This window comes from Microbacterium istanbulense, from assembly GCF_037204145.1.
Classification (GTDB): domain Bacteria; phylum Actinomycetota; class Actinomycetes; order Actinomycetales; family Microbacteriaceae; genus Microbacterium; species Microbacterium istanbulense.
In genome coordinates this window covers 289,238-311,097 of sequence record NZ_JBBDGN010000001.1, presented here as the reverse complement: position 1 = coordinate 311,097, position 21,860 = coordinate 289,238, and the positions used below count along the sequence as shown (strand labels likewise).

Below are 21,860 nucleotides of genomic sequence, written 5' to 3'. Positions count from 1 at the left end.
GCCGCCCATGCTCTACTCCACCGTCACCCCCGCCGAGAAGCGGCGGCTATTCCGCGAGCGGCTCGCCAGCGGTGAGCTGCTGCGGTTCCCCGGTGCGTTCAATCCGCTCAGCGCCCGGCTCATCGAACAGAAGGGCTTCGAGGGCGTCTACATCTCGGGGGCCGTGCTGTCGGCCGACCTCGGGCTGCCCGACATCGGGCTGACCACGCTCACCGAGGTCGCCGGACGTGCCAAGCAGATCGCGCGGATGACCGACCTGCCGGCGATCGTCGACGCCGACACCGGCTTCGGTGAGCCGATGAACGTCGCCCGTACCGTGCAGGAGATCGAAGACGCGGGCCTGGCCGGTCTGCACATCGAAGACCAGGTCAACCCCAAGCGCTGCGGACATCTCGACGGCAAGAGCGTCGTCGACGAGGACACCGCGATCAAGCGCATCCGCGCCGCCGCCGACGCCCGGCGGGACCCGAACTTCCTCCTCATGGCGCGCACCGACATTCGGGCGGTGGAGGGCTTGGATGCCGCGATCGATCGCGCCAAGGCGCTGGTGGATGCGGGTGCCGATGCGATCTTCCCCGAGGCGATGGCCAGCGTGGCCGAGTTCGAGGCGGTCGCGAACGCGCTGGACGTGCCGATCCTGGCGAACATGACCGAGTTCGGTAAGAGCGACCTCTTCTCGGTCGACCAGCTGTGCGACGCGGGCGTGAAGATGGTGATCTGGCCGGTCTCCCTGCTGCGCATCGCGATGGGCGCGGCGGGCCGTGCACTCGATACTCTGAACGACGAGGGGCACCTCACCTCGAAGCTCGGCGAGATGCAGCACCGCGCCGACCTCTACGATCTGATCGACTACGAGTCGTACAACCACTTCGACTCCGGCGTCTTCACCTTCACGATTGACAAGGAGTGAGTATGACCGATCCCGACATCCGTAAGGGCCTGGCCGGGGTCGTCGTCGACACGACGGCGATCTCGAAGGTGAACCCCGAGACGAACTCGCTGCTCTACCGCGGTTACCCCGTGCAGGAGCTGGCGGCCACCCAGCCGTTCGAGGCCGTCGCCTATCTGCTGTGGAACGGTGAGCTGCCGGATGCCGCGCAGCTGGCATCCTTCCGCGAGACCGAGCGCGCCCACCGCGCCCTGGCCGACAACGTCAAGGCCGCGATCGACCTCATCCCGCTCGACGCGCACCCCATGGACGAGGTGCGCACCGCCGTCAGCGTGATCGGTGCGAGCGACACGGCGGCGGGTTCTTCGGTGCTCGACACCGCGAGCCCCGAGGAGAACCTCACGCGCAGCATCCGCCTCTTCGCCGCCCTTCCGGCGATCGTCGCGTACGGGCAGCGTCGTCGTCGCGGTCAGGAGCTCATCGCCCCGCGCGACGACCTGGACTACTCGGCGAACTTCCTCTGGATGACCTTCGGCGAAGAGCCGGATGCCGTCGTTGTCGACGCGTTCAACCGCTCGATGATCCTGTACGCGGAGCACTCCTTCAATGCCTCCACGTTCACCGCCCGTGTGATCACCTCGACCCTCAGTGACCTGTATTCGGCCGTTGTCGGTGCGGTCGGCGCGCTGAAGGGCCCACTGCACGGTGGCGCGAACGAGGCCGTGCTGCACATCTTCGACGAGATCGGTGAGGCGTCGAACGTCGTGTCGTGGCTGGATGCCGCACTCGCCGAGAAGCGCAAGATCATGGGCTTCGGTCACCGCGTCTACAAGAGCGGCGACTCGCGTGTGCCGACCATGAAGGCCGCGCTCGACACTCTCGTCGACCACTACGACCGGCCTGATGTCGCCGCGCTGTACGACGCGCTCGAGAGCGAGTTCGTCGCGCGCAAGGGCATCTACCCGAACCTCGACTACCCGTCTGGTCCGGCCTACAACCTCATCGGCTTCGACACCCTCACCTTCACGCCGCTGTTCGTGGCGGCCCGGGTGACCGGGTGGACGGCGCATGTGATCGAGCAGGCCGGCGCGAACGCGCTGATCCGCCCGCTGTCGGCGTATGTCGGCCCCGAAGAGCGGCACGTGCAGGGCTGACGGGCGGCACCGCCCGACGTCTCAGCGGTTGAGCCAGGGGCGGATCATTCGGGTGACCCACGGCAGCACCCAGTAGGTCATGATCGGCGTGAGCACCACGGTCGTGCCGAGCGTGCGCAGCCACAGCGGCACGGCATCCCAGCCGGGCACGGGGGAGATGGCGTAGGCGAACGCGAGGTTCACCGGGAAGAAGCCGAGCCAGATCGACACGGCCTGCTTCCAGCGCGGCGGCGTGTGCACGACGGCGACGTTCGTGGTGCCCTCACCGTCGGGGTTGGGGATGGTGATCGTGCCGGTGGTCGGCTCGTCGAACCACCCCTCGATGCCGCTGCGCCGCTTGGTGCGCTCGCTGCGCACGAAGCCCTCACCCATCGACAGCCACCACTCGCGCTCCGGCGACTGCTCCCAGGCGACCAGGTCGGCCTCGCTCGCGAAGCGGTAGAGCATGTGCCAGACGTTCGAGTCCTCACCGGCGCGCACCCACCCTGACCCCAGGAACCCGGGGTGGCGCTGGGCCATGTTCACGCCGGTCTGCACCCAGGCGGTGGCTTCGGCGATGCGCGCGGGGTCGACCTCGCGGCGAATGGAAACGGTGATGGATTCGGACATGGTGGGTCCTCGATACAGCGCTCGGGTCTGAGCTGATGGGGGGTGGGCGGCGGATGGCCGCCTACGAGTGTAGATCAGCAGAAGGGGCCCCGGATGCGACAGGTCGGGGCAGAATCGGGTGCATGAGCAACGAAGCTGTGATCGTCGATGTCATCCGCACCCCCGTCGGCCGGGGCAAACCAGGCGGGATGCTCTCGGAGGTGCATCCGGTCGACCTGGCAGCGGGCGTGCTGCGGCAGATCCTGCAGCGCAACGGCCTCGACTCGACGCAGATCGAGGATGTGCTGTGGGGCTGCGTCAGTCAGATCGGCGAGCAGTCGATGAACATCGCCCGCCAGGCCGTTCTCGCGGCCGGCTTCGACGAGGGCGTGCCCGGCACGACCATCGACCGGCAGTGCGGTTCGAGCCAGCAGGCCGTGCACGCTGCCGCGCAGGGCATCGCCGCCGGCGCCTACGACATCGTGATCGCCGGGGGAGTGGAGTCGATGAGTCGGGTGCCGCTGGGCTCGTCGCTGGCGGGCGCCTCACCGATGTCGCCGCGCATGCGCGCCCGCTACCCGGAGGGCCTGGTCAATCAGGGGGTGTCGGCCGAACTCATCGCCCAGCGCTGGAACCTCTCGCGCGACGACCTCGACGCGTACGCCGCGCGGTCGCACGCGAGAGCGGCGGATGCCTGGGGTGCCGGCTTCTTCGACCGCACGGTCGTTTCTGTCGCCGAAGCGCCGGAGGCGCGGGTCGATGAGACCGTGCGGGCGGGGACCACCGCCGAGAAGCTGGCCGGGCTGCCGGCATCCTTCCGCACGGACGCGCTCGCCGAGCGCTTTCCCGAACTCGACTGGCGGATCACCCCCGGCAACTCGTCGCCGCTGAGCGATGGCGCCTCGGCGGCGCTGATCATGAGCGCCGCCCGCGCCGAGGCGCTCGGACTCACCCCGCGTGCCCGCATCGTGGCCATGGACGTCGTCGGCTCCGATCCGCTGCTCATGCTCACCGGCCCCATCCCCGCCACACGCCGGGTCCTCTCTCGCGCCGGACTCTCGATCGACGACATGGATGCCTACGAGGTCAACGAAGCGTTCGCCGCCGTGCCGCTGGCCTGGCAGCACGACCTGGATGCCGATCCCGAACGCCTCAACCCGCGCGGTGGTGCGATCGCGCTGGGGCATGCGCTCGGCTCGTCCGGCACGCGCTTGCTCGGCACCCTGTTGACGCACCTCGAGGAGACGGGTGGCCGCTATGGCCTGCAGACCATGTGCGAGGGCGGTGGCATGGCGAACGCCCTCATCATCGAGCGGCTCTGAGCGGCATCCGCCCTGCGAAGAGAGAGACCCCCGCCGACCCGATTCGGCGGGGGTCTGAGGGATGCGAGCCCGGCTCGGCACCCTGCGGAGGCCCCTGACGACTGCCCGTTTTCCGGTCGTGTCTCCCCGCGTCATCCGTTCTACGGGGCGCAGGTGGCCAGCAGGTGAACGGATGCCGAAAACTGTTGATCGGAACGCGACGACGATTTACTAGGACTCCCTAGTAAATCGTCGCATTCCCGATTACCCTTGTCACTGTGCCAAAGGAGGCACAGAGGAGCGTCACACAATGACTCGTATCGTCCCCCATTTCGTAGGCGGATCGCCGGTGGAACCCACCGGCGGACGACTCGCGGATGTCTTCGACCCCAGCACCGGAGCCGTGCAGGCCCGCGTGCCGCTCGCCACAGCCGATGAGGTGCGCGCCGTCATCGACGTCGCCGAAGAGGCGCAGCCCGGCTGGGCGGCGACCAACCCGCAGAAGCGCGCGCGTGTGCTCCTGCGGTTCGTCGACCTGGTGCACCGCGACATGGACGACCTCGCACGTCTGCTCTCCCGCGAGCACGGCAAGACCTTCGACGACGCCAAGGGCGACATCCAGCGCGGCATCGAGGTCATCGAGTTCTGCATCGGGGCACCGCACCTGCTCAAGGGCGAGTTCTCCACCGGCGTCGGATCCGACATCGACGTGTACTCGCTGCGGCAGCCGCTCGGCGTCGTCGCCGCGATCACCCCGTTCAACTTCCCGGCCATGATCCCGCTCTGGAAGGCCGGGCCCGCGCTCGCCGCCGGCAACGCCGTGGTGCTCAAGCCCAGCGAACGAGACCCCTCCGTGCCGGTGCGCCTGGCCGAGCTATTCATCGAGGCAGGGCTCCCGGCCGGCGTGCTCAACGTCGTGCACGGCGATAAGGAGGCCGTCGACACGCTGCTCACCGACGACCGCATCCGCGCCGTCGGCTTCGTCGGATCCACCCCCATCGCCGAGTACATCTACTCGACCGCGGCCGCGCACGGCAAGCGCGCGCAGTGCTTCGGCGGCGCGAAGAACCATATGATCGTCATGCCCGACGCCGACCTCGACGGCGTCGCCGACGCGCTCATCGGCTCGGGCTACGGTTCGGCCGGCGAGCGCTGCATGGCGATCTCGGTCGCCGTGCCCGTCGGGCAGGAGACGGCGGATGCCCTCGCAGCCAAGCTCAGTGAGCGGGTGGCCCAGCTGCGGGTCGGCCCGTCGCTCGCCGACGACGTCGACTACGGCCCACTGGTCAGTCGCGCGGCGGTCGAGCGCGTCGAGGGCTATATCCAGCAGGGCGTCGACGAAGGCGCCGTGCTGCTCGCGGACGGTCGTGGCTTCACCGTGCCCGGCCACGAAGAGGGCTTCTACCTCGGCCCGACCCTGTTCGACCACGTCACCACCGACATGGCGATCTACCGCGAGGAGATCTTCGGTCCGGTGCTCGTGATCGCCCGCGCCGCCGACTACGAAGAGGCCCTGGCGATGGCATCCGATCACGAGTACGGCAACGGCGTCGCGATCTTCACCCGCGACGGCGACACCGCCCGCGACTTCATCACCCGGGTGCAGGTTGGCATGGTCGGTGTCAACGTGCCGATTCCCGTGCCGATTGCGTACTACACGTTCGGCGGCTGGAAGAAGAGCGGCTTCGGCGACCTGAACCAGCACGGCGCCGACGCGTTCCGCTTCTACACGAAGACGAAGACCGTGACGAGCCGCTGGCCCTCAGGCACCCTTCGGCAGGCTCAGGCACCCAGTGAGGGTGCCAGCTTCGTCATCCCCACCATGCACTGACCCTTCCCACAAGGAAAACGAGAACTCCGATGACCAGAGTCACCCCCGTCACCCCCGTCACCAGCGTCTCGGCCGAGGAGCGCGAGGCGATCCTCAGCGCGGTCCGCGACTTCGCCGACGCCGAGCTGGCCCCGTACGCGCTCGAGCGCGACGAGAAGCACCTCTTCCCCCGCGAGTCCCTGGAGCGAGCCGGTGAGCTCGGTCTCGGCGGCATCTACGTGCGCGAGGACGAAGGCGGCACCGGGCTGTCCCGCGTGGACACCGTCGCGATCTTCGAGGTGCTTGCGCAGGCCGATCCCGCGGTCGCCGCCTACATCTCCATCCACAACATGGTCGCGTGGATGATCGACACCTACGGCACCGAGGCTCAGCGCGAGCGGTGGCTGCCCGACCTGACGATGATGGCCGCGTTCGGCGGGTACTGCCTGACCGAGCCGGGAGCAGGATCGGATGCCGCAGCACTGGCGACCAGTGCGGTGCGCGACGGCGACGAGTACGTGCTCACCGGCGTGAAGCAGTTCATCTCGGGAGCCGGCGAGGCGGGCGTGTACGTCGTCATGGCGCGCACCGGCGTCGACGGCACCGGCGTGGGCGGAGGAGCGAAGGGCGTCTCGACGTTCCTCGTTCCCGGCGACGCGGCGGGGCTGAGCTTCGGCGTGCCGGAGAAGAAGATGGGCTGGCATGCGCAGCCCACCCGTCAGGTGATTCTCGACGGTGTGCGGGTGCCGGCATCCGCCATGCTCGGCTCGGAGGGCCAGGGCTTCGCCATCGCGATGTCGGCGCTCAACGGCGGCCGGTTGAACATCGCGGCATGCTCGATCGGCGGTGCCCAGTGGGCGCTCGACCAGGCCGTGCGCTACGTGCACGAGCGTGTCGCCTTCGGTGAGCCGCTCGCGGAGAAGCAGTCGATCCTGTTCACGATCGCCGACATGCGCACCGACCTGCAGGCTGCGCGCCTCATGGTGCGCGACGGGGCGCAGGCGGTCGACGAGAAGGCGCCGGATGCCACGATGCGCTGCGCCATGGCCAAGCGCTTCGCCACGGATGCCGGCTTTGATGTCGCCAACCGCGCGCTGCAGCTGCACGGCGGCTACGGGTACCTGCAGGACTACGGGATTGAGAAGGTGGTCCGCGACCTGCGGGTGCACCAGATCCTGGAAGGGACGAACGAGATCATGCGACTCATCGTCGGACGAGAGATGCTGCGACCCGCCGGGTCGGCCTCGATGCGGAGCGCATCATGACCCGCATCGCCTTCCTCGGCCTCGGCCACATGGGCCTGCCCATGGCCCGCAACCTCGTGCGCGCCGGGCACGAGGTGCACGGCTTCGACCTCGTGCCGGCTGCTGTTGCGGCCGCGCAGGCGGCGGGCATCCCGGTCGCGGCGAGCGGAGCGGATGCCGTCCGCGAGGCCGAGGTCGTGATCACCATGTTCCCGGCCGGACGCCACGTCATCGCCGCCTACCAGGATGAACTGCTCGCCGCCGCGGCGCCGGGCACGCTGTTCATCGAGTCGTCGACGATCGCCGTCGATGAGGCGCGGACCGCGCACGAACTGGCGATCGCGGCGGGCCATCGCAATATCGACGCGCCCGTCTCGGGTGGTGTCGTCGGGGCGGAGAACGGCACGCTCGCGTTCATGGTCGGGGGTGCGGATGCTGACTTCGAGGCCGCCCTGCCGCTGCTAGAAGCCATGGGCAAGCGCATCGTGCACTGCGGAGGGCCCGGTCTCGGTCAGGCCGCGAAGGTGTGCAACAACATGGTGCTGGCGGTGTCGCAGATCGCTGTCGCCGAGGCCTTCGTGCTCGGGGAGCGCCTCGGGCTCGAGCATCAGGCCCTGTTCGACGTCGTGTCGCAGGCATCCGGCCAGTGCTGGTCGATCACGACGAACTGTCCGGTGCCGGGGCCTGTGCCCACGAGTCCCGCCAATCGCGACTACCAGCCCGGTTTCGCCGGGGCCCTGATGGCCAAGGACCTCGGGCTCGCGCTGCAGGCGATCGAGCAGACCGACACCGACGCGAAGATGGGCCGCCTGGCGCAGGAGTTGTACGCCGCGTTCGCCGCCGGCGACGGGGCCGCCCGTGACTTCTCGGGCATCATCGCCGACATCCGCGCCGGCACCGTCTAGCCCCCACCCTCCCTCCCTCCTCTCTTCCTCTCTTCCTCTCTTCCTCTCTTGCCGGGTTTGGGGCGGATTCCTGCGCTTGGGGCGGTGCTGGTGCGCCCCGAACGCGAGAATCCGCCCCAAACCCGGCGGTGGGTGAGGTGGGTGGGGTGTGGAGAAACGGGGAGTGGTGTCGGTGAGGGCTGAGATACTGAAGAGGTCGCATAGTCGCGGCCGAAGGGGGAACGATGACGGAGTACGAGACGATCCTCGTCGAACAGCGCGGGCGCGTGGGGTGGATCACCCTGAACCGTCCGCAGGCGCTGAACGCCTTGAACGGCCAGGTCGCAGACGAGGTCGCGGCTGCGGCATCCGCCTTCGACGTCGATGAGGGCGTCGGCGCGATCGTCGTGACCGGATCCGAGAAGGCCTTCGCCGCGGGAGCCGACATCAAAGAGATGGAGGGCATGACCTCCGCCGAGATGCTCAGCACCGACCACTTCGGCGCGTGGCGCGAATTCGCCGCCGTGCGCACGCCCGTGATCGCTGCGGTCGCCGGGTATGCGCTGGGCGGTGGATGCGAGCTGGCGATGATGTGCGACATCATCCTCTCCGCCGACAGCGCGAAGTTCGGCCAGCCCGAAATCAACCTCGGGGTGATTCCGGGGATGGGCGGAACGCAGCGTCTCATCCGCGCGGTCGGTTACTACAAGGCTGCCGAGCTGGTGCTCTCTGGCCGCATCATCGGTGCCGACGAGGCGGAGCGCATCGGCCTGGTCTCGCGCGTCGTGCCCGCCGCCGACCTGCTCGCAGAGGCCACCGCGCTCGCCGAGACGATCGCCTCGAAGTCGCTGCCCTCGGTGTACGCCGCGAAGGCGACGCTGGATGCCGCGATGGAGACCCCTCTGGCCGAGGGACTGGCCGCCGAGAAGGTGGCCTTTGCCGAACTGTTCGACACCGCAGACCAGAAGGAGGGGATGGCTGCTTTCCGTGAGAAGCGCCCTCCCCACTTCGTGCACCGATGAGCACCATGACCGACGTGCTGCCCGACGATGCTGACCTGACTCTGCCGGAGGCAGACCGTCGGGAGTTGGTCGAATGGACGGTCGCGTGCGCCGAGCGGCTCCTGCCGCTGTTCCTCGCCGAGCGGCCGGATGACCTGCGGCCGCGCGCGGCGTTGGATGCTGCTCAGGCGTTCATGCGCGGCGAGCTCGGCATCGGTGACGTGCGCGAGCGTGCATTCGCCTGCCATGCCGCGGCCCGCGCGGCGGAGGATCCGTCGGCGATCGCCGCGGCCAGGGTGTGCGGCCAGGCGGCCGCCGTCGCACACATGGCAGGACACGCCCGCCAGGTGCCCCGCTACACGGCCAAGGCGTTCCCCGGTGACCGCTCGCGCCGCGACGAGGAACTGGCCTGGCAGCGCATGCAGGTGCCCGCCCGCTTCGACCACTACGTCTACGACGGAGACTGACCCGGCGGTGGTCCCTGAGCGAGGCCGCCGCAGGCGACCGAGTCGAAGGGCGGTCCCTGAGCCTGTCGAAGGGTGGTCCCTGAGCTTGTCGAAGGGTGGTCCCTGAGCGTGTCGAAGGGTGGTCCCTGAGCGTGTCGAAGGGCGGTCCCTGAGCTTGTCGAAGGGTGGTCCCTGAGCTTGTCGAAGGGTGGTCCCTGAGCCTGTCGAAGGGCGGTCCCTGAGCCTGTCGAAGGGCGGTCCCTGAGCCTGTCGAAGGGTGGTCAGCCGCGTAGCTCCTCCAGCGCCTTGGCCAGGCGACGCTCGCGCGTGGCATCCTGCTTCGCCTCCGCGATCGAGCGGGCGATCTCCTTGCGTCGGGAGTACGAGAGCGCGTCAAACGCTGCCTGGGCGTCGGAGTCGGCGGCCAGCGCCGCCGAGAGCGCCTCGGGCACCTCGACCGTCCGCTCGGCAGCATCCGGCCGGATGACGACGTCGAACGACGCACCGAGCTCGATGCCCATCTCGGCGCGGGCGGCCTTGCTGAACCCGATGAGGTTCTTGCCGCCCATGCGTGCCAGGCGCAGCCGTCCTGTGCGCTCGCCGATCTCGACCTCGACAGGGAAGGCCTTCGCGGTGCTCAGGGCTTGCACCTGCTCATCGGTCAGCACGATCGCTCCGGCGGGGCCCATAGGTTCGAGGGTGGTGTGCAGGCGCAGTTCAGTCATGCGCTGACACTACTGCGCCGAGACCGGCATCCGGTCTCGAAGCCGGTGTTCTGCGTCGAGACCGGTGTCGTGAGCACGGGTTTCGGCGCACTACCCGGGTCTCGATCCTCGCGGCGGTCCCTTCGACAGGCTCAGGACCCAGGGGCCCTTCGACGGGCTCAGGGACCCAGGGCCCTTCGACAGGCTCAGGGACCCAAGCCGCGCATCAGAGCGGATCGGGCTGGGGCCGCGGATCGGCGAAATCGCCGGCCTTCTTGCGCATCCGCGCGACGATGCCGACGAGCTCGGCGGCATCCCCCGCACTCATGCCCGGATCCGTGAACACCTCGGTGTTCAGCGCCGCCGTGGCCTGATCGACCAGGGTGCGGCCCGCCGTCGTGAGCACGAGCATCGCGGCCCTGCCGTCGTGCGGATGCGGCTCGCGGATCACATACCCGTCACGCACCAGCCGCTCAGCCGTGCTGGTCACGCTCGTCGCATGCACCTGCAGGCGGGCCACCACACTCGACAGTGGCAACCGCCCTGACCGGCTGAAACCGAGCAGACGCAGCAGCTCGTAGCGCGCGAACGACAGGCCGAACGGGCGCAGGGCGGCATCCACTCGTCCCAGCAGCAACTGCTGGGCGCGCATCACCGAGGTGACCACCGCCATGCCGTCCGCGGCATCCGTCCACCCGTGCGCGAGCCACTGCCGCTTGGCTTCGGCAAGCGGATCGATCGGCAGGGGACGGGGCGACGCCATGCGTCTACGCTACCGCCAGCGACCCCGCGAACCCGGCGAATCGCAGGTTCGGCGCACCGGAGACTCAGTCTCACCGTCTCCTGGATAGAATCAAGACGGCGTGAGGAGATGTCGATGAAGATCTACGTCCTGGTGAAGGAAGTCCCCGACACCTACGGTGACCGCAAGCTCGATCTGCAGACGGGCCTGGCCGACCGCGGTGCGGGCGAGGTCGTGCTCGATGAGATCACCGAGCGGGCGCTCGAGACGGCGCTGTCCTACGCCGACAAGAACGCCGGCACTGAGGTCGTCGTGCTGTCGATGGCGCCGGTGTCATCGACCGCCTCGGTGCGCAAGGCCCTGGCGATCGGTGCCGGTTCCGCCGTGCACGTCGCCGACGAACAGCTGCGCGGAGCCGACCTGGGGCTCACCGCCGAGGTGTTGGCCGCGGCCATCCGCCGGGGCGAGCCCGACCTGGTCATCACCGGCAACCTCTCCACTGACGGATCCGCCGGCATGATCCCGGCGATGCTCGCCGAGCACCTGGGCTACACGCAGGCCACTGCGCTCAGCGCCGTCGAGATCGGCGACGGCCAGATCACCGGCACGCGCACCTCGGATGCCGGCACGCAAGACATCACCGCGTCGCTCCCCGCCGTCATCTCCATCACCGAGGCCCTCCCCGAGGCCCGCTTCCCCAACTTCAAGGGCATCATGGCGGCGAAGAAGAAGCCCCTCGAGGTGCTCACCCTCGCCGACCTCGGCGTCACCGTCGACCCGGCGACCACCGCCTACACGGTGATGACCACGGTGGCCGAGAAGCCGCCGCGGGCCGCCGGAGTCAAGATCACCGACGAGGGCGATGCCGCCGCCCAGCTCGTCGAGTTCCTCGCGCAGAACAGGCTGGTGTGACATGGGCTACCCCGAGAACCCGATCCTCGTGCTCGTCGACGTCGACCCCGCCGGCGACGCCGCCTCGTCGACCGCCGCGCTGATCGGCGCCGCCTCGACCGTGGGCGCGCCTGTTGCGCTGGTCGTGGGCGGGTCGGATGCTGCTGCCGAGGCAGCTGTCGCGGCCGGCGCTCAGGTCGTGCTGACGGCCGCCGGCGACGCCGGTGCGCTGACGGTGCCCCTCGTCGACGCCCTGCAGGCCGCGTACCGCCAGGTGCGACCGGATGCCGTGCTCGTGTCGAACTCGATCGTCGGCCGCGATGTCGCCGGGCGTCTGGCCGTGCGGGAGAAGCTCGCCGTCTCGGTCGACGCGATCGGCGTCAGCCGTGACGACGAGGGCGTGCTCGCACACCACTCCGTCTACGGCGGTTCGTACCTCACCGATTCGGCGCCCACCTTCGGTGCGCCGGTCATCACGGTGCGTCAGGGTGCGGTGGATGCCCGCGCCGAGGCGGCTCCGCTCGTCACCGAAGCTCTGGAGGTCGCGGCATCGGGTGCGGCCGCCGCGACGGCCGGCGCGATCGCCGCGGTCGAGAAGACCTCTTCGCGGCCGGAGCTGCGCGGCGCCGCCCGCGTCGTCTCGGGTGGCCGCGGGCTGGGCTCCAAGGAGCAGTTCGCGCTCGTCGAGCAGCTGGCCGATGCTCTCGGCGCCGCTGTCGGCGCCTCCCGTGCCGCGGTCGACGCCGGCTACATCCCTTATGCCCACCAGGTCGGGCAGACCGGTGTCTCCGTCTCGCCGCAGCTGTACATCGCCCTCGGCATCTCGGGCGCAATCCAGCACCGGGCCGGTATGCAGACGGCGAAGACGATCGTCGCGATCAACAAGGACGGTGACGCGCCGATCTTCGACGTCGCCGACTTCGGCATCGTCGGCGACGTGTTCACCGTCGTGCCGCAGCTCATCGAGGCGCTCGACGCGCGGAAGAAGTAAGCGCTGATGGCCGCCGCTCCCCACGCTCGGGAACCACGCACGGTGCGCCGCGGCCTGCCGCGCGTGCGCGGGGGCGAGCCCTGGCCCGAGGGTGTCACGATCGAGGTCGCCGAGGCGGTCATCCCGGATGCTGTCGCGCCGGCGACCACGGCTCGTGAGTCGGTTGCCCCCGCAGCAACGGCTCCGGCCGAGCCGGCATCCGTCACGCAGCCCACGCCCGCCGCGCCGGCCCAGGTCGCGGCGCCCGCCGCTGCGGCGGCGTCGTCGTTGCGCCGTGGTCTGCCGCGGGTGGCCGGGGGAGACCCGTGGCCGCCGAGCGACAGCATCCGTCCTGCCGCTGCCGCTGCCGAGGCGCCCGCGCCTGCTGTTGCCGCGACGGTCGAGGCCGCTCCGGCCGCTGCACCCGCCCAGGTCTCCGCCCCGGCAGCATCCGCCGTCCCCGCCGCACTGGCCAGCGGCGGCGCCGTGCTGCGTCGCGGGCTCCCGCGCGTCGATGGCGGCGAGCCGTGGCCGCCGGCCGGGGTCGTGGCTGCCGCATCCGCCCCCGCCGAAGGCATTCCGGGATCGGCGAACGCACCGGCCGAGGTGACCGAGGTGGTCGCGGCCGCGATCGTCGTCGAGGATGCCGCGGGAGCGGTCACCGAGGAACTCGTCGGCACGACCGTCGTCTCGCGGCCGGGTCCTGACGTCTCGACGCCGCTGCCGTTCCGCCGCACGGTCTGGAACGGCACCGCGCCGCGCCACGACCCGCCTGCCGGAGACCAGCAGACCGGTCGCCCCCGCCCCACCTGGGTGCAGGGCATCGCCGGTCTGTTCGCCGCGGCGAGCCTGGGCGTCATCGCGGTCGCCGTCGTCGCCCTCGTGCGCGCACTGCTCAGCATGCCCGCACTGCAGGACTTCCTGCTGGCCTACCCGGGCGAGTACGAGCCGGCCGTGCACGTCGAGCCGGGCTTTGCGCCCTGGATCGGCTGGCAGCACTTCTTCAACATGTTCCTGATGATCCTCATCATCCGTTCCGGTCTGCGCGTGCGCAGCGAGAAGCGTCCGACGGCGTTCTGGACGCCGAAGGGCAACGCCAAGGGCAAGATCAGCCTCACGCTGTGGTTCCACCAGGCGCTCGATCTGCTGTGGATCATCAACGGCGTGATCTTCGTCGTGCTGCTGTTCGCGACCGGACACTGGGCGCGCATCGTGCCGACGAGCTGGGAGGTCATCCCCAACGCGATCTCGGCCGGCCTGCAGTATGTGTCGCTGGACTGGCCGCACGAGAACGGCTGGAACAACTACAACAGCCTGCAGCAGCTGGCGTACTTCGCGACGGTCTTCCTCGCCGCCCCGCTGGCGATCGTCACCGGTTTCCGGATGTCGGGGCTGTGGCCGAAGAAGGCGGAGCGCCTGTCGAAGGCGTACCCGATCGAGTGGGCGCGGGCCGTGCACTTCCCGGTGATGCTCTACTTCGTGGCGTTCATCATCGTGCACGTCGCCCTGGTGGTGTTCACCGGATTCCTCGCGAACCTCGGCCACATGTATGCCTCGACCGATGTGCTCGGCTGGACCGGGTTCTGGGTGTTCGTGGCATCCCTCGTCGTGATCGCGATCGGCTGGTGGGCCGCCCGCCCGCTCGTGATCGCCCCGATCGCGAAGCTCTTCGGTCAGGTCACCGCCCGCTGAGACCCGGGCGGGGCAGCATGTCCCACTCTTCGCTGTGCTTGTCCCACTTTTCGCAGAGCATGTCCCAAAAGCTGCGGTTATCCGGGCTGTTTTACAGCAGCTTTTGGGACATGCTGCGCCGGATGCCGGATGCCGGATGCCGGATGCCGGATGCCGGATGCCGGATGCCGGATGCCGGATGCCGGATGCCGGATGCCGGATGCCGGATGCCGGATGCCGGATGCCGGATGCCGGGCAGCAGCAACCACCGGCGAGCAGGGCTCAGGCTCCGCGCAGGGCGCCACCGTCGATCACCAGATCGGCGCCGACGACGGATGCCGCGCGCGGTGACGCCGCGAAGGCGACGAGGTCGGCGACCTCGTCTGGCTCGATCATGCGCCCGGTGAGCATGCCCATGCGCTCAGGGATGCCGGCGAGCACGGCCTCGACCGGAGCGCCGGAAGCGGCGGCGAAGCGATCCCACATCGCGCTCCGAGTCGGGCCCGGTGTCACTGTCACGATGCGGATGCCGCGTGCGGCGAGTTCCGGCGCGACACCCTGCCCGAACGCCGTGAGCGCAGCCTTGGCTACGTTGTAGGCGAGCGGTGGGCCATCGACGCGGTGCGCGCCCAGCGACGACACATTCACCACGACGCCCGCGCGATCGCTCAGCCAGGGCAGCGCCGCCCGAGTCGTGTGTACCGCCGCGAAGAAGTTCACCGCGAACGCGTCGTCCCAGTCCTCCGGCTCGAGGGCGGGGAACGGATCGAGCGTCAGGCGATCTCCGCCGCCCGCGTTGTTCACGACGATGTCCAGGCGACCGTGTGCGGCGATCGTCGCGGCCACTGCGTCGGCGCACCCCTGCGGGTGCGACACGTCGGCGGCGATGTGGAGGACACCGTCATCGGTGATGGGTGCGCCGCGGCGCGTCGCGGCGACGACCCGCACGCCCTCGGAGACAAGGCGGGCGACGACAGCGGTACCGATGCCGCCTCCTCCGCCGGTGATCAGGGCGACACGATCGGTCAGATTCAGGTCCATGCGATGCTCCCGGTAGATCGGTTCGGATTGTTGACAGCGTCAGCATACGCCGTTAGATGACAATGTCAACACACGTCGCTAGACTCGTGCTCATGTCGCCACGCAACCCGGAGCCCACCCGCACGGCGGTTCTCGCTGCGGCCGATGGACTGCTCGAAACGGGAGGCCCTGACGCGGTCACGCTCCGTGCCGTGGGGGCGGCCGCTGGCGTCTCCCGCTCGGCCCCGTATCGGCATTTCGATGGCAAGGCCGAGCTGCTCGAAGCTGTCGCGCTGCGCACTCTGACTGACCTCGGCGCAGCCATCCGTACCGCCGGTGCCGCCGCAACCACGCCGCGCGAGCGTCTGCGTGCCGGGTGCCGCGGGTACATCGACTACGCCCTGCAGCATCCGCAGCACTACCTGCTCGTCTTCGGAAGCGCGCCACTCGGCGTGGTCGACCCCGCAATCGACGTGGCAGCCGACGAGGGCTTTGCGGCCGTGGTCGACCTCGTGGACGCCGCGCAGTCCGCCTCCCTGCTGCCCGCGCAGCCGGTATGCGAACTCGCGACGGTGCTGTGGGCCCTGCTGCACGGCCTCGCGCAGCTGCAGCTCACGCGTCACCTGCATGAGCCGCGCACCGTTGACGGGGCGACCCGACTCGACGACCTCGTCGACGTGGCGCTGGCCGCGTGGAGTCCCATCGCATAGGCATCCGCTGGCGCGTTAGGGTCGGGTTATGGGCATCTTCTCGCGCAAGCGCCCCACGCAGCAGAACGCGGAGGGCGCCGCTGGTGAGCCCCAATTCGGCCTGTATGTCACCACGGACGCTGGGCGGCCGGCATCCCTCATGGTCGACCTTTCGGTGCACGCGCGGGCGCCGATCAGCGCGTTGCCCTGCTTCTTCGGTCTGCACCTGCCGTACGACGTCGAGACCGAGAACGCCTTCCCGACGAGTGCGCAGTTCGACGAACTCACCGAGCGCGGGCGCCTGGCGCTGGACGTCGCGAGTGCAACACTCGAGCACCACTTCGTCGGCAACGTCACTACGAACGGCAAGCGCACGCTCTGCTTCTATGTGCCGTCGCCCGACAGCCTCACGCCGTTCATCGACGCGCTGTCGTCCCAGGTCGGCCCTGCGGTCGCTGAGGGCTTCGGCTACGCCGTCTATCCGGATGCCGAATGGCGCACGTACCTTGACGACCTGTATCCGGATGCCGAGCAGATGAAGGGCGTCCGCCGCAGCTGAGCGGCGGCGCGACTTCCGTTGATCGTAAGAACCTCGGATCTTTCTCGGTCACAGATCATAATCTGGGCTGGATCTTTCGCTGGCGGTCACTAGGGTGAGCCCTACGGTCGTGCACCCCCGGCGCGACCAGCGAAGCCGACGACGCCGTCGGAAGGAAGGACTTCCGTGTCTCAGATCGGAATAGTTCAGGAAGGGCCGGGCGAGGCGCGTGTCGCCGCCGCACCGACCACCGTGCAGACTCTGCGAGCCCTCGGCTACGAGGTTGTCGTCGAATCCGGAGCCGGCGCCCGCGCGGCGTTCCCCGACGAGAAGTACCGTGAGGCGGGTGCGCGCATCGTCCCCGCCGAGGAGGCGTGGGCGAGCGACATCGTCGTGAAGATCGCTGCCCCCACGGATGCGGAAATCGCGCGACTCCACGACGGAGCGACCATCGTCGCCCTGCTCGCGCCGGCTCTGCATCCGGAACTCGTCGAGAAGCTCGGCCAGCGCGGCATCACCGCGATCGCCCTCGATGCCGTGCCGCGCATCTCGCGGGCGCAGTCGATGGACGTGCTCAGCTCGATGGCGAACATCACCGGCTACCGCGCGGTCGTGGAAGCCGCCCATGAGTTCGGACGCTTCTTCACAGGCCAGGTGACCGCAGCAGGAAAGGTGCCCCCCGCGAAGGTGCTCGTCGCGGGAGCCGGTGTCGCAGGTCTCGCCGCCATCGGCGCGGCATCCAGCCTCGGCGCGATCGTGCGCGCCACCGACCCGCGCCCCGAGGTCGCCGACCAGGTCTCCTCGATCGGCGGCACGTACCTGCCCGTTGACGTCGAGGTTGAGAAATCGACCGACGGCTACGCGAAGGCGACCAGCGCCGACTACGACCGCCGCGCCGCCGAGATCTACAGTGAGCAGGCGGCCGAGGTCGACATCATCATCACCACGGCGCTCATCCCGGGGCGTGCCGCGCCCCGGCTCATCACGGCTGCCGACGTCGCGACGATGAAGCCGGGCAGCGTGATCGTCGACATGGCGGCCGCGCAGGGCGGCAACGTCGAAGGCTCCGTCGCCGGTGAACGCGTGGTCACTGAGAACGGCGTGATCATTCTCGGCTACACCGACCTCGCGTCGCGCCTGCCCACCCAGGCCTCGCAGCTATACGGAACCAACGTCGCCAACCTCATCGCGCTGCTGACCCCCGGCAAGGACGGCGAGCTCACGATCGACTTCGATGACATCGTGCAACGGTCGGTCACCGTTGTCCGTGACGGAGAGGTCACCTGGCCGCCTCCCGCCGCGCAGGTCTCGGCCGCGCCGCCCGCCGCCGCCGTGAAGGCAGAGCCGGTGGCGGCATCCGAACCGCACCGGATGTCGACCGGGCGCAAGGTGGGGCTGATCGTCGCGGGCATCGCGGCACTCTTCCTCGTCAACGCGTTTGCACCGGCCCCGCTGCCGCAGCACTTCACGGTGCTCATGCTGTCGGTGGTCGTCGGGTTCTACGTCATCGGCAAGGTGCACCATGCCCTGCACACCCCGCTGATGTCGGTCACCAACGCCATCTCGGGCGTCATCATCGTCGGCGCGATGCTGCAGATCACCGACCACAACCCGGTGGTTCAGGTGCTCGCCGCGGTCGCGGTGCTGCTGGCGAGCATCAACATCTTCGGCGGTTTCGCCGTCACCCGCCGAATGCTCGCCATGTTCACGAAGGGCGGCCACAAGTGAGCGTCGACGCCATCGCCGGGGCCGCGTACGCGGTCGCCGCACTGCTGTTCATCCTCAGCCTCGCCGGGCTCAGCCGCCACGAATCCGCGCGAGCGGGTGTCGTCTACGGCATCGCCGGCATGGTCATCGCGCTTGGCGCGACCCTCGCCCTGACCATCGCGCACGCCTGGGGCGGCGCCGGATCGACGACCGGACTCATCCTGCTCGGGGTCGCCGTGCTCGTGGGTGCCGCGATCGGTCTGTGGCGTGCCCGGCGCGTGCAGATGACCGGGATGCCCGAACTCATCGCCCTGCTGCACAGCTTCGTCGGCCTCGCGGCAGTCCTTGTCGGCTGGAACGGCTACCTCGCCCACCCGGCGATCCCCGCCCAGCTCGTCGGCATCCACAACGCCGAGGTGTTCATCGGCATCTTCATCGGCGGGGTGACCTTCACCGGCTCGATCGTGGCGTACCTGAAGCTGTCGGCGAAGATCTCGTCGCGACCTCTGGTGCTGCCGGGCAAGAACATCCTCAACGTACTGGCACTGGTGGCTTTCGTCGTGCTGACGGTGTGGTTCGTGATCGACCAGCAGCTGTGGCTGCTCGTCGCGGTGACGCTGCTCGCGTTCGCGCTGGGGTGGCACCTGGTCGCCTCGATCGGCGGCGGTGACATGCCGGTGGTCGTGTCGATGCTCAACAGCTACTCGGGGTGGGCGGCGGCCGCGGCCGGCTTCCTGCTGAACAACGACCTGCTCATCGTGACGGGCGCGCTGGTCGGCTCGTCGGGTGCGTACCTGTCGTACATCATGTGCAAGGCGATGAACCGGTCATTCCTGTCGGTGATCGCCGGCGGGTTCGGCATCGTCGCCTCGACGGGTGGCGAGGAGGAGCAGGGTGAGCATCGTGAGATCACGGCGGATGCTGCCGCTTCGCTGCTCGGTGACGCCGAGTCGGTCGTGATCGTGCCCGGCTACGGCATGGCCGTCGCGCAGGCGCAGTACCCCGTCGCCGAGCTCGTGTCGAAGCTGGCCGAGCGCGGGGTGGACGTGCGTTTCGGCATCCATCCGGTCGCGGGTCGTCTGCCCGGCCACATGAACGTGCTGCTGGCTGAGGCGAAGGTGCCCTACGACATCGTGCTCAGCATGGACGAGATCAACGATGATTTGGCATCCACGTCCGTCGTGCTTGTGATCGGCGCCAATGACACGGTCAACCCGGCCGCGGCGGAGGATCCGGGCAGCCCCATCGCCGGGATGCCGGTGGTGCGGGCCTGGGAGGCGGAGAACGTCATCGTGTTCAAGCGGTCGATGGCCGCCGGATACGCGGGAGTGCAGAATCCGCTGTTCTTCCGCGAGAACGCGCAGATGCTGTTCGGCGACGCCAAGCAGCGTGTGGAGGACATCATCCGCGCCCTCTGATCCCTGCCCCGCCTGCCGCGCCTGCCTGGCCTGCCTGGCCTGTGCATGTCCCACTTTCTGCAGACCATGTCCCAACTTCTGCAGACCATGTCCCACTTTCTGCAGCTAACCACCCGGTTTAACAGCAGAAAGTGGGACATGCCGGGGCTGTGGCTGGCTGGCTGGCTGGCGGACGGCCGGGGCGGCGGGCGGCGGCGAGACAGAGGGGCGGGCGGAGAGGATGCCGGAATATCGGTGGACGGGGTGAGGTGTATGGCGCTGCCCGGTTAGGGTCGTGCGCATGGGACTGTTCTCACGCAGGAAACCCGAACCGCCGGCGGAGCCCGACTACGGGGTCTATCTGGCGGAGGTACAGGATTCCGTCGCGGCGATCATCGTCGACCTGGCGCTGCATGATGTCGCCCCGATCAAGAAACTGCCGTACTGCTTCGCCCTGCACGTGCCGTATGAGGTCGAGACCGAGAGTGGGCTGCCCACAGATGAGCAGCTCGAACGGCTGACGGGCATTGAGGGTGTGGTGCTCGAGGTCGCCGACGAGACACTCCCGCACCGGCACGCGGCCACGGTGACGACCGAGGGCAACCGGAACATCCTGCTGTATGTGCCCTCGCAGAGCAGCCTGGCGTCATTCACCGATCGCCTGATCGTCCGGCTCGGCGCGCGGGCCCCCGGCATCGGATTCACCGAGTACGAGGATGCCGGTTGGCTGACCTACTTCGAGGATGTCTACCCCAACGCCCAGCAGCTCGCCGGCATCCGGGCCCGCTGACTCCGCGGCCCCCACTGGCACCGGCATCCGCACCTACCGGCATCCGCACCTACCGGCATCCGCCTTCTGAGGCATCCACCCCCACCGGCCCCGGCATTCCCCCCACGCACAACCGTGTCCCAATTTCTGCTGTCAAGCGCAGGTCTTGACAGCAGAAATTGGGACACGGTCTGCGAAAAGTGGGACATGCCCTGCAGAAAGTGGGACATGCCCGGGGAGGGCGAGGGCGGGGTCAGCGCACGAAGCGGACTTCGGTGAGGGTCTCGCCCAGGAACGGCTCGGTGTGGCTGGCGCCGTCGAGGGCGAAGCCGTTGCGCGTGTAGAAGCGGTGAGCGCGGGGGTTGTCCTCGGCGACCCACAGGTACAGCGGCTGATCCTTCTCGACGGTGGCGTCGAACAGCTTCTGGCCGATGCCGGTGCCGTGCCAGGCGTCGAGCAGGTAGATGAAGTACAGCTCGCGGAATGCCGGTGCATCCTTGTCGCGGGCGGGGCCGGAGCCGGCGAAACCGACGATCTCGCCATCGACCAGCGCTGCGCGCATCGTGAAGTCGGGGCCCTGCGACGCCCAGTGCGTCCACAGCTCCGCCATGCGCCGCGGGGAGATCTTCTCCAGCGCCGCCTTGCTGATCAGGTGGTCGTAGGTCTCGTGCCACGTCTGCGCGTGCACACGACCCAGGGCCTCCGCATCCACATCGCGGACCGGACGGACGATGATGTCGGGGTGGGCTTCGGCGCTCATGCCGCGACTCTACGCGCGCTCGCGCAACAGGTGAAATCGAGCAGTAACCCACCCACGCTTCTGTAGAGAACCACCAATCGAATTGGGCAAACCATCGTCGATGGCTACTATCAGTCCTCGTGAACGTGATCTGGCGCACCCTGCTCACCATCTGGTCGGCGCGACGCCGTGTGCGCCGAGGAGACACCCTCGAGCCCACCGAGGTGGGGCGCATCCGGCTCACCACCCTGCCCACCGACATCGACATCCTGCGGCACATGAACAACGGCCGCTACCTGTCGTTGTTCGACCTCGGCCGGTGGGATCTGCTCATCCGCACCGGACTGTTCGATGCGATGAACAAGAACGGTTGGTATGCCGTCGTCTCCAGCGAGACGGTCACGTTCCGCAAGTCGCTGGAGCTGTGGCAGCGCTTCGATATCGAATCTCGCTTCACGGGGCACGACGATAAGGCCCTCTTCATGGAGCACCGGGTCGTGATCGACGGCGAGGTGTACGCCCGCGTGATCGTGAGGGCGCGGATGCTGCGCCGCACCGGGGGCACCGTGCCGCACGACGAGCTGTTCGCCGCGGTCGGCCGGCCCGAGGGCATCCCTGGCGTCGACGACTGGATCCACGAGTGGGCAGGAGCCTCCGCGCTGCCGCCGACAAAGGCCCCTGCTCCCAGCATCTGGGAGTGATGCTC

Annotated in this window: 23 protein-coding genes; 17 read left to right on the top strand and 6 right to left on the bottom strand. The window is 69.0% G+C overall.

The features are described 5' to 3' along the window. Positions 1-7 precede the first annotated feature (7 nt). Positions 8-910 (top strand): methylisocitrate lyase, encoded by a 903-nt coding sequence (gene prpB, locus WDU93_RS01520; RefSeq protein WP_337316644.1) that lies wholly within the window; start codon positions 8-10, stop codon positions 908-910. 2 nt (positions 911-912) lie between these two features. Further along, positions 913-2,043, top strand: coding sequence for a bifunctional 2-methylcitrate synthase/citrate synthase (locus tag WDU93_RS01515; protein WP_337316642.1), 1,131 nt, complete (start codon positions 913-915; stop codon positions 2,041-2,043). A 21-nt stretch (positions 2,044-2,064) separates the two neighbouring features. On the opposite strand, the gene WDU93_RS01510 is transcribed toward WDU93_RS01515, so the two are convergent. After that, the gene (locus WDU93_RS01510; protein ID WP_337316640.1) at positions 2,065-2,652 is read right to left on the bottom strand and encodes an antibiotic biosynthesis monooxygenase; all 588 of its coding nucleotides are present in this window, start codon (positions 2,650-2,652) and stop codon (positions 2,065-2,067) included. A 122-nt stretch (positions 2,653-2,774) separates the two neighbouring features. Between WDU93_RS01510 and WDU93_RS01505 the strand changes: the two genes are divergently transcribed. The 6 genes from WDU93_RS01505 to WDU93_RS01480 all read left to right on the top strand — a co-directional run bounded on the left by WDU93_RS01505 (position 2,775) and on the right by WDU93_RS01480 (position 9,338). Then, on the top strand, positions 2,775-3,953 hold the full coding sequence (locus WDU93_RS01505) for a thiolase family protein (RefSeq protein WP_337316638.1): 1,179 nt from the start codon (positions 2,775-2,777) through the stop codon (positions 3,951-3,953). Between the two features lie 289 nt (positions 3,954-4,242). After that, positions 4,243-5,763 carry a CoA-acylating methylmalonate-semialdehyde dehydrogenase gene (locus WDU93_RS01500; protein WP_337316637.1) on the top strand — a complete coding sequence of 507 codons (1,521 nt, stop codon included), beginning with the start codon at positions 4,243-4,245 and terminating at the stop codon, positions 5,761-5,763. Between the two features lie 29 nt (positions 5,764-5,792). After that, positions 5,793-7,007 carry an acyl-CoA dehydrogenase family protein gene (locus tag WDU93_RS01495; RefSeq protein WP_337316635.1) on the top strand — a complete coding sequence of 405 codons (1,215 nt, stop codon included), beginning with the start codon at positions 5,793-5,795 and terminating at the stop codon, positions 7,005-7,007. Next, on the top strand, positions 7,004-7,891 hold the full coding sequence (gene mmsB / locus WDU93_RS01490) for a 3-hydroxyisobutyrate dehydrogenase (RefSeq protein ID WP_337316633.1): 888 nt from the start codon (positions 7,004-7,006) through the stop codon (positions 7,889-7,891). The genes WDU93_RS01495 and mmsB overlap by 4 nt, the downstream gene beginning before the upstream one ends. A gap of 224 nt (positions 7,892-8,115) precedes the next feature. After that, entirely contained in the window at positions 8,116-8,892 is a 777-nt protein-coding gene (locus WDU93_RS01485) for an enoyl-CoA hydratase-related protein (protein ID WP_337316631.1), read from the top strand. Then, positions 8,889-9,338, top strand: coding sequence for a putative immunity protein (locus WDU93_RS01480; protein WP_337316629.1), 450 nt, complete (start codon positions 8,889-8,891; stop codon positions 9,336-9,338). The genes WDU93_RS01485 and WDU93_RS01480 overlap by 4 nt, the downstream gene beginning before the upstream one ends. A gap of 260 nt (positions 9,339-9,598) precedes the next feature. On the opposite strand, the gene WDU93_RS01475 is transcribed toward WDU93_RS01480, so the two are convergent. After that, entirely contained in the window at positions 9,599-10,042 is a 444-nt protein-coding gene (locus WDU93_RS01475) for a YdeI/OmpD-associated family protein (RefSeq protein WP_337316628.1), read from the bottom strand. Positions 10,043-10,247: 205 nt separating this feature from the next. Then, on the bottom strand, positions 10,248-10,784 hold the full coding sequence (locus WDU93_RS01470; RefSeq protein ID WP_337316626.1) for a MarR family winged helix-turn-helix transcriptional regulator: 537 nt from the start codon (positions 10,782-10,784) through the stop codon (positions 10,248-10,250). A gap of 114 nt (positions 10,785-10,898) precedes the next feature. Between WDU93_RS01470 and WDU93_RS01465 the strand changes: the two genes are divergently transcribed. From WDU93_RS01465 to WDU93_RS01455, 3 genes are read left to right on the top strand one after another with little or no spacing between them, the layout of a single operon-like run. Then, complete coding sequence (locus WDU93_RS01465) at positions 10,899-11,675, top strand: electron transfer flavoprotein subunit beta/FixA family protein (protein WP_337316624.1); 777 nt, start codon at positions 10,899-10,901, stop codon at positions 11,673-11,675. A 1-nt stretch (position 11,676) separates the two neighbouring features. Beyond that, entirely contained in the window at positions 11,677-12,645 is a 969-nt protein-coding gene (locus WDU93_RS01460) for an electron transfer flavoprotein subunit alpha/FixB family protein (protein WP_337316622.1), read from the top strand. Between the two features lie 6 nt (positions 12,646-12,651). Next, the gene (locus tag WDU93_RS01455; RefSeq protein WP_337316620.1) at positions 12,652-14,316 is read left to right on the top strand and encodes a cytochrome b/b6 domain-containing protein; all 1,665 of its coding nucleotides are present in this window, start codon (positions 12,652-12,654) and stop codon (positions 14,314-14,316) included. A 91-nt stretch (positions 14,317-14,407) separates the two neighbouring features. Here the strand turns inward: WDU93_RS01455 and WDU93_RS01450 are convergent, their stop codons facing one another. Together WDU93_RS01450 and WDU93_RS01445 are read right to left on the bottom strand one after the other, a co-directional pair. After that, positions 14,408-14,560 (bottom strand): hypothetical protein, encoded by a 153-nt coding sequence (locus WDU93_RS01450; protein WP_337316618.1) that lies wholly within the window; start codon positions 14,558-14,560, stop codon positions 14,408-14,410. A 17-nt stretch (positions 14,561-14,577) separates the two neighbouring features. Then, a complete protein-coding gene (locus WDU93_RS01445; RefSeq protein ID WP_337316615.1) occupies positions 14,578-15,336 on the bottom strand; it encodes an SDR family oxidoreductase in 759 nt (252 codons plus the stop codon). A 92-nt stretch (positions 15,337-15,428) separates the two neighbouring features. On the opposite strand from WDU93_RS01445, the gene WDU93_RS01440 reads away from it, so the two are divergent. The 5 genes from WDU93_RS01440 to WDU93_RS01420 all read left to right on the top strand — a co-directional run bounded on the left by WDU93_RS01440 (position 15,429) and on the right by WDU93_RS01420 (position 20,436). Beyond that, positions 15,429-16,025, top strand: a complete 597-nt coding sequence (locus tag WDU93_RS01440; RefSeq protein WP_337316613.1) for a TetR/AcrR family transcriptional regulator — start codon at positions 15,429-15,431, stop codon at positions 16,023-16,025. 28 nt (positions 16,026-16,053) lie between these two features. Further along, positions 16,054-16,563 (top strand): DUF695 domain-containing protein, encoded by a 510-nt coding sequence (locus WDU93_RS01435; protein ID WP_337316611.1) that lies wholly within the window; start codon positions 16,054-16,056, stop codon positions 16,561-16,563. A gap of 165 nt (positions 16,564-16,728) precedes the next feature. Continuing rightward, on the top strand, positions 16,729-18,270 hold the full coding sequence (locus WDU93_RS01430; protein ID WP_337316609.1) for a Re/Si-specific NAD(P)(+) transhydrogenase subunit alpha: 1,542 nt from the start codon (positions 16,729-16,731) through the stop codon (positions 18,268-18,270). Continuing rightward, complete coding sequence (gene pntB, locus WDU93_RS01425) at positions 18,267-19,667, top strand: Re/Si-specific NAD(P)(+) transhydrogenase subunit beta (RefSeq protein WP_337316607.1); 1,401 nt, start codon at positions 18,267-18,269, stop codon at positions 19,665-19,667. Before WDU93_RS01430 ends, pntB begins: the two co-directional genes overlap by 4 nt. Before the next feature lie 280 nt (positions 19,668-19,947). Further along, entirely contained in the window at positions 19,948-20,436 is a 489-nt protein-coding gene (locus tag WDU93_RS01420) for a DUF695 domain-containing protein (RefSeq protein ID WP_337316605.1), read from the top strand. A gap of 232 nt (positions 20,437-20,668) precedes the next feature. Here WDU93_RS01420 and WDU93_RS01415 read toward each other — a convergent pair whose 3' ends face one another. Next, the gene (locus WDU93_RS01415) at positions 20,669-21,175 is read right to left on the bottom strand and encodes a GNAT family N-acetyltransferase (RefSeq protein ID WP_337316603.1); all 507 of its coding nucleotides are present in this window, start codon (positions 21,173-21,175) and stop codon (positions 20,669-20,671) included. Between the two features lie 119 nt (positions 21,176-21,294). Here WDU93_RS01415 and WDU93_RS01410 point away from each other — a divergent pair, with 119 nt between their 5' ends. Then, the gene (locus tag WDU93_RS01410; protein WP_337316602.1) at positions 21,295-21,855 is read left to right on the top strand and encodes an acyl-CoA thioesterase; all 561 of its coding nucleotides are present in this window, start codon (positions 21,295-21,297) and stop codon (positions 21,853-21,855) included. The last annotated feature ends 5 nt before the right edge of the window (positions 21,856-21,860 follow it).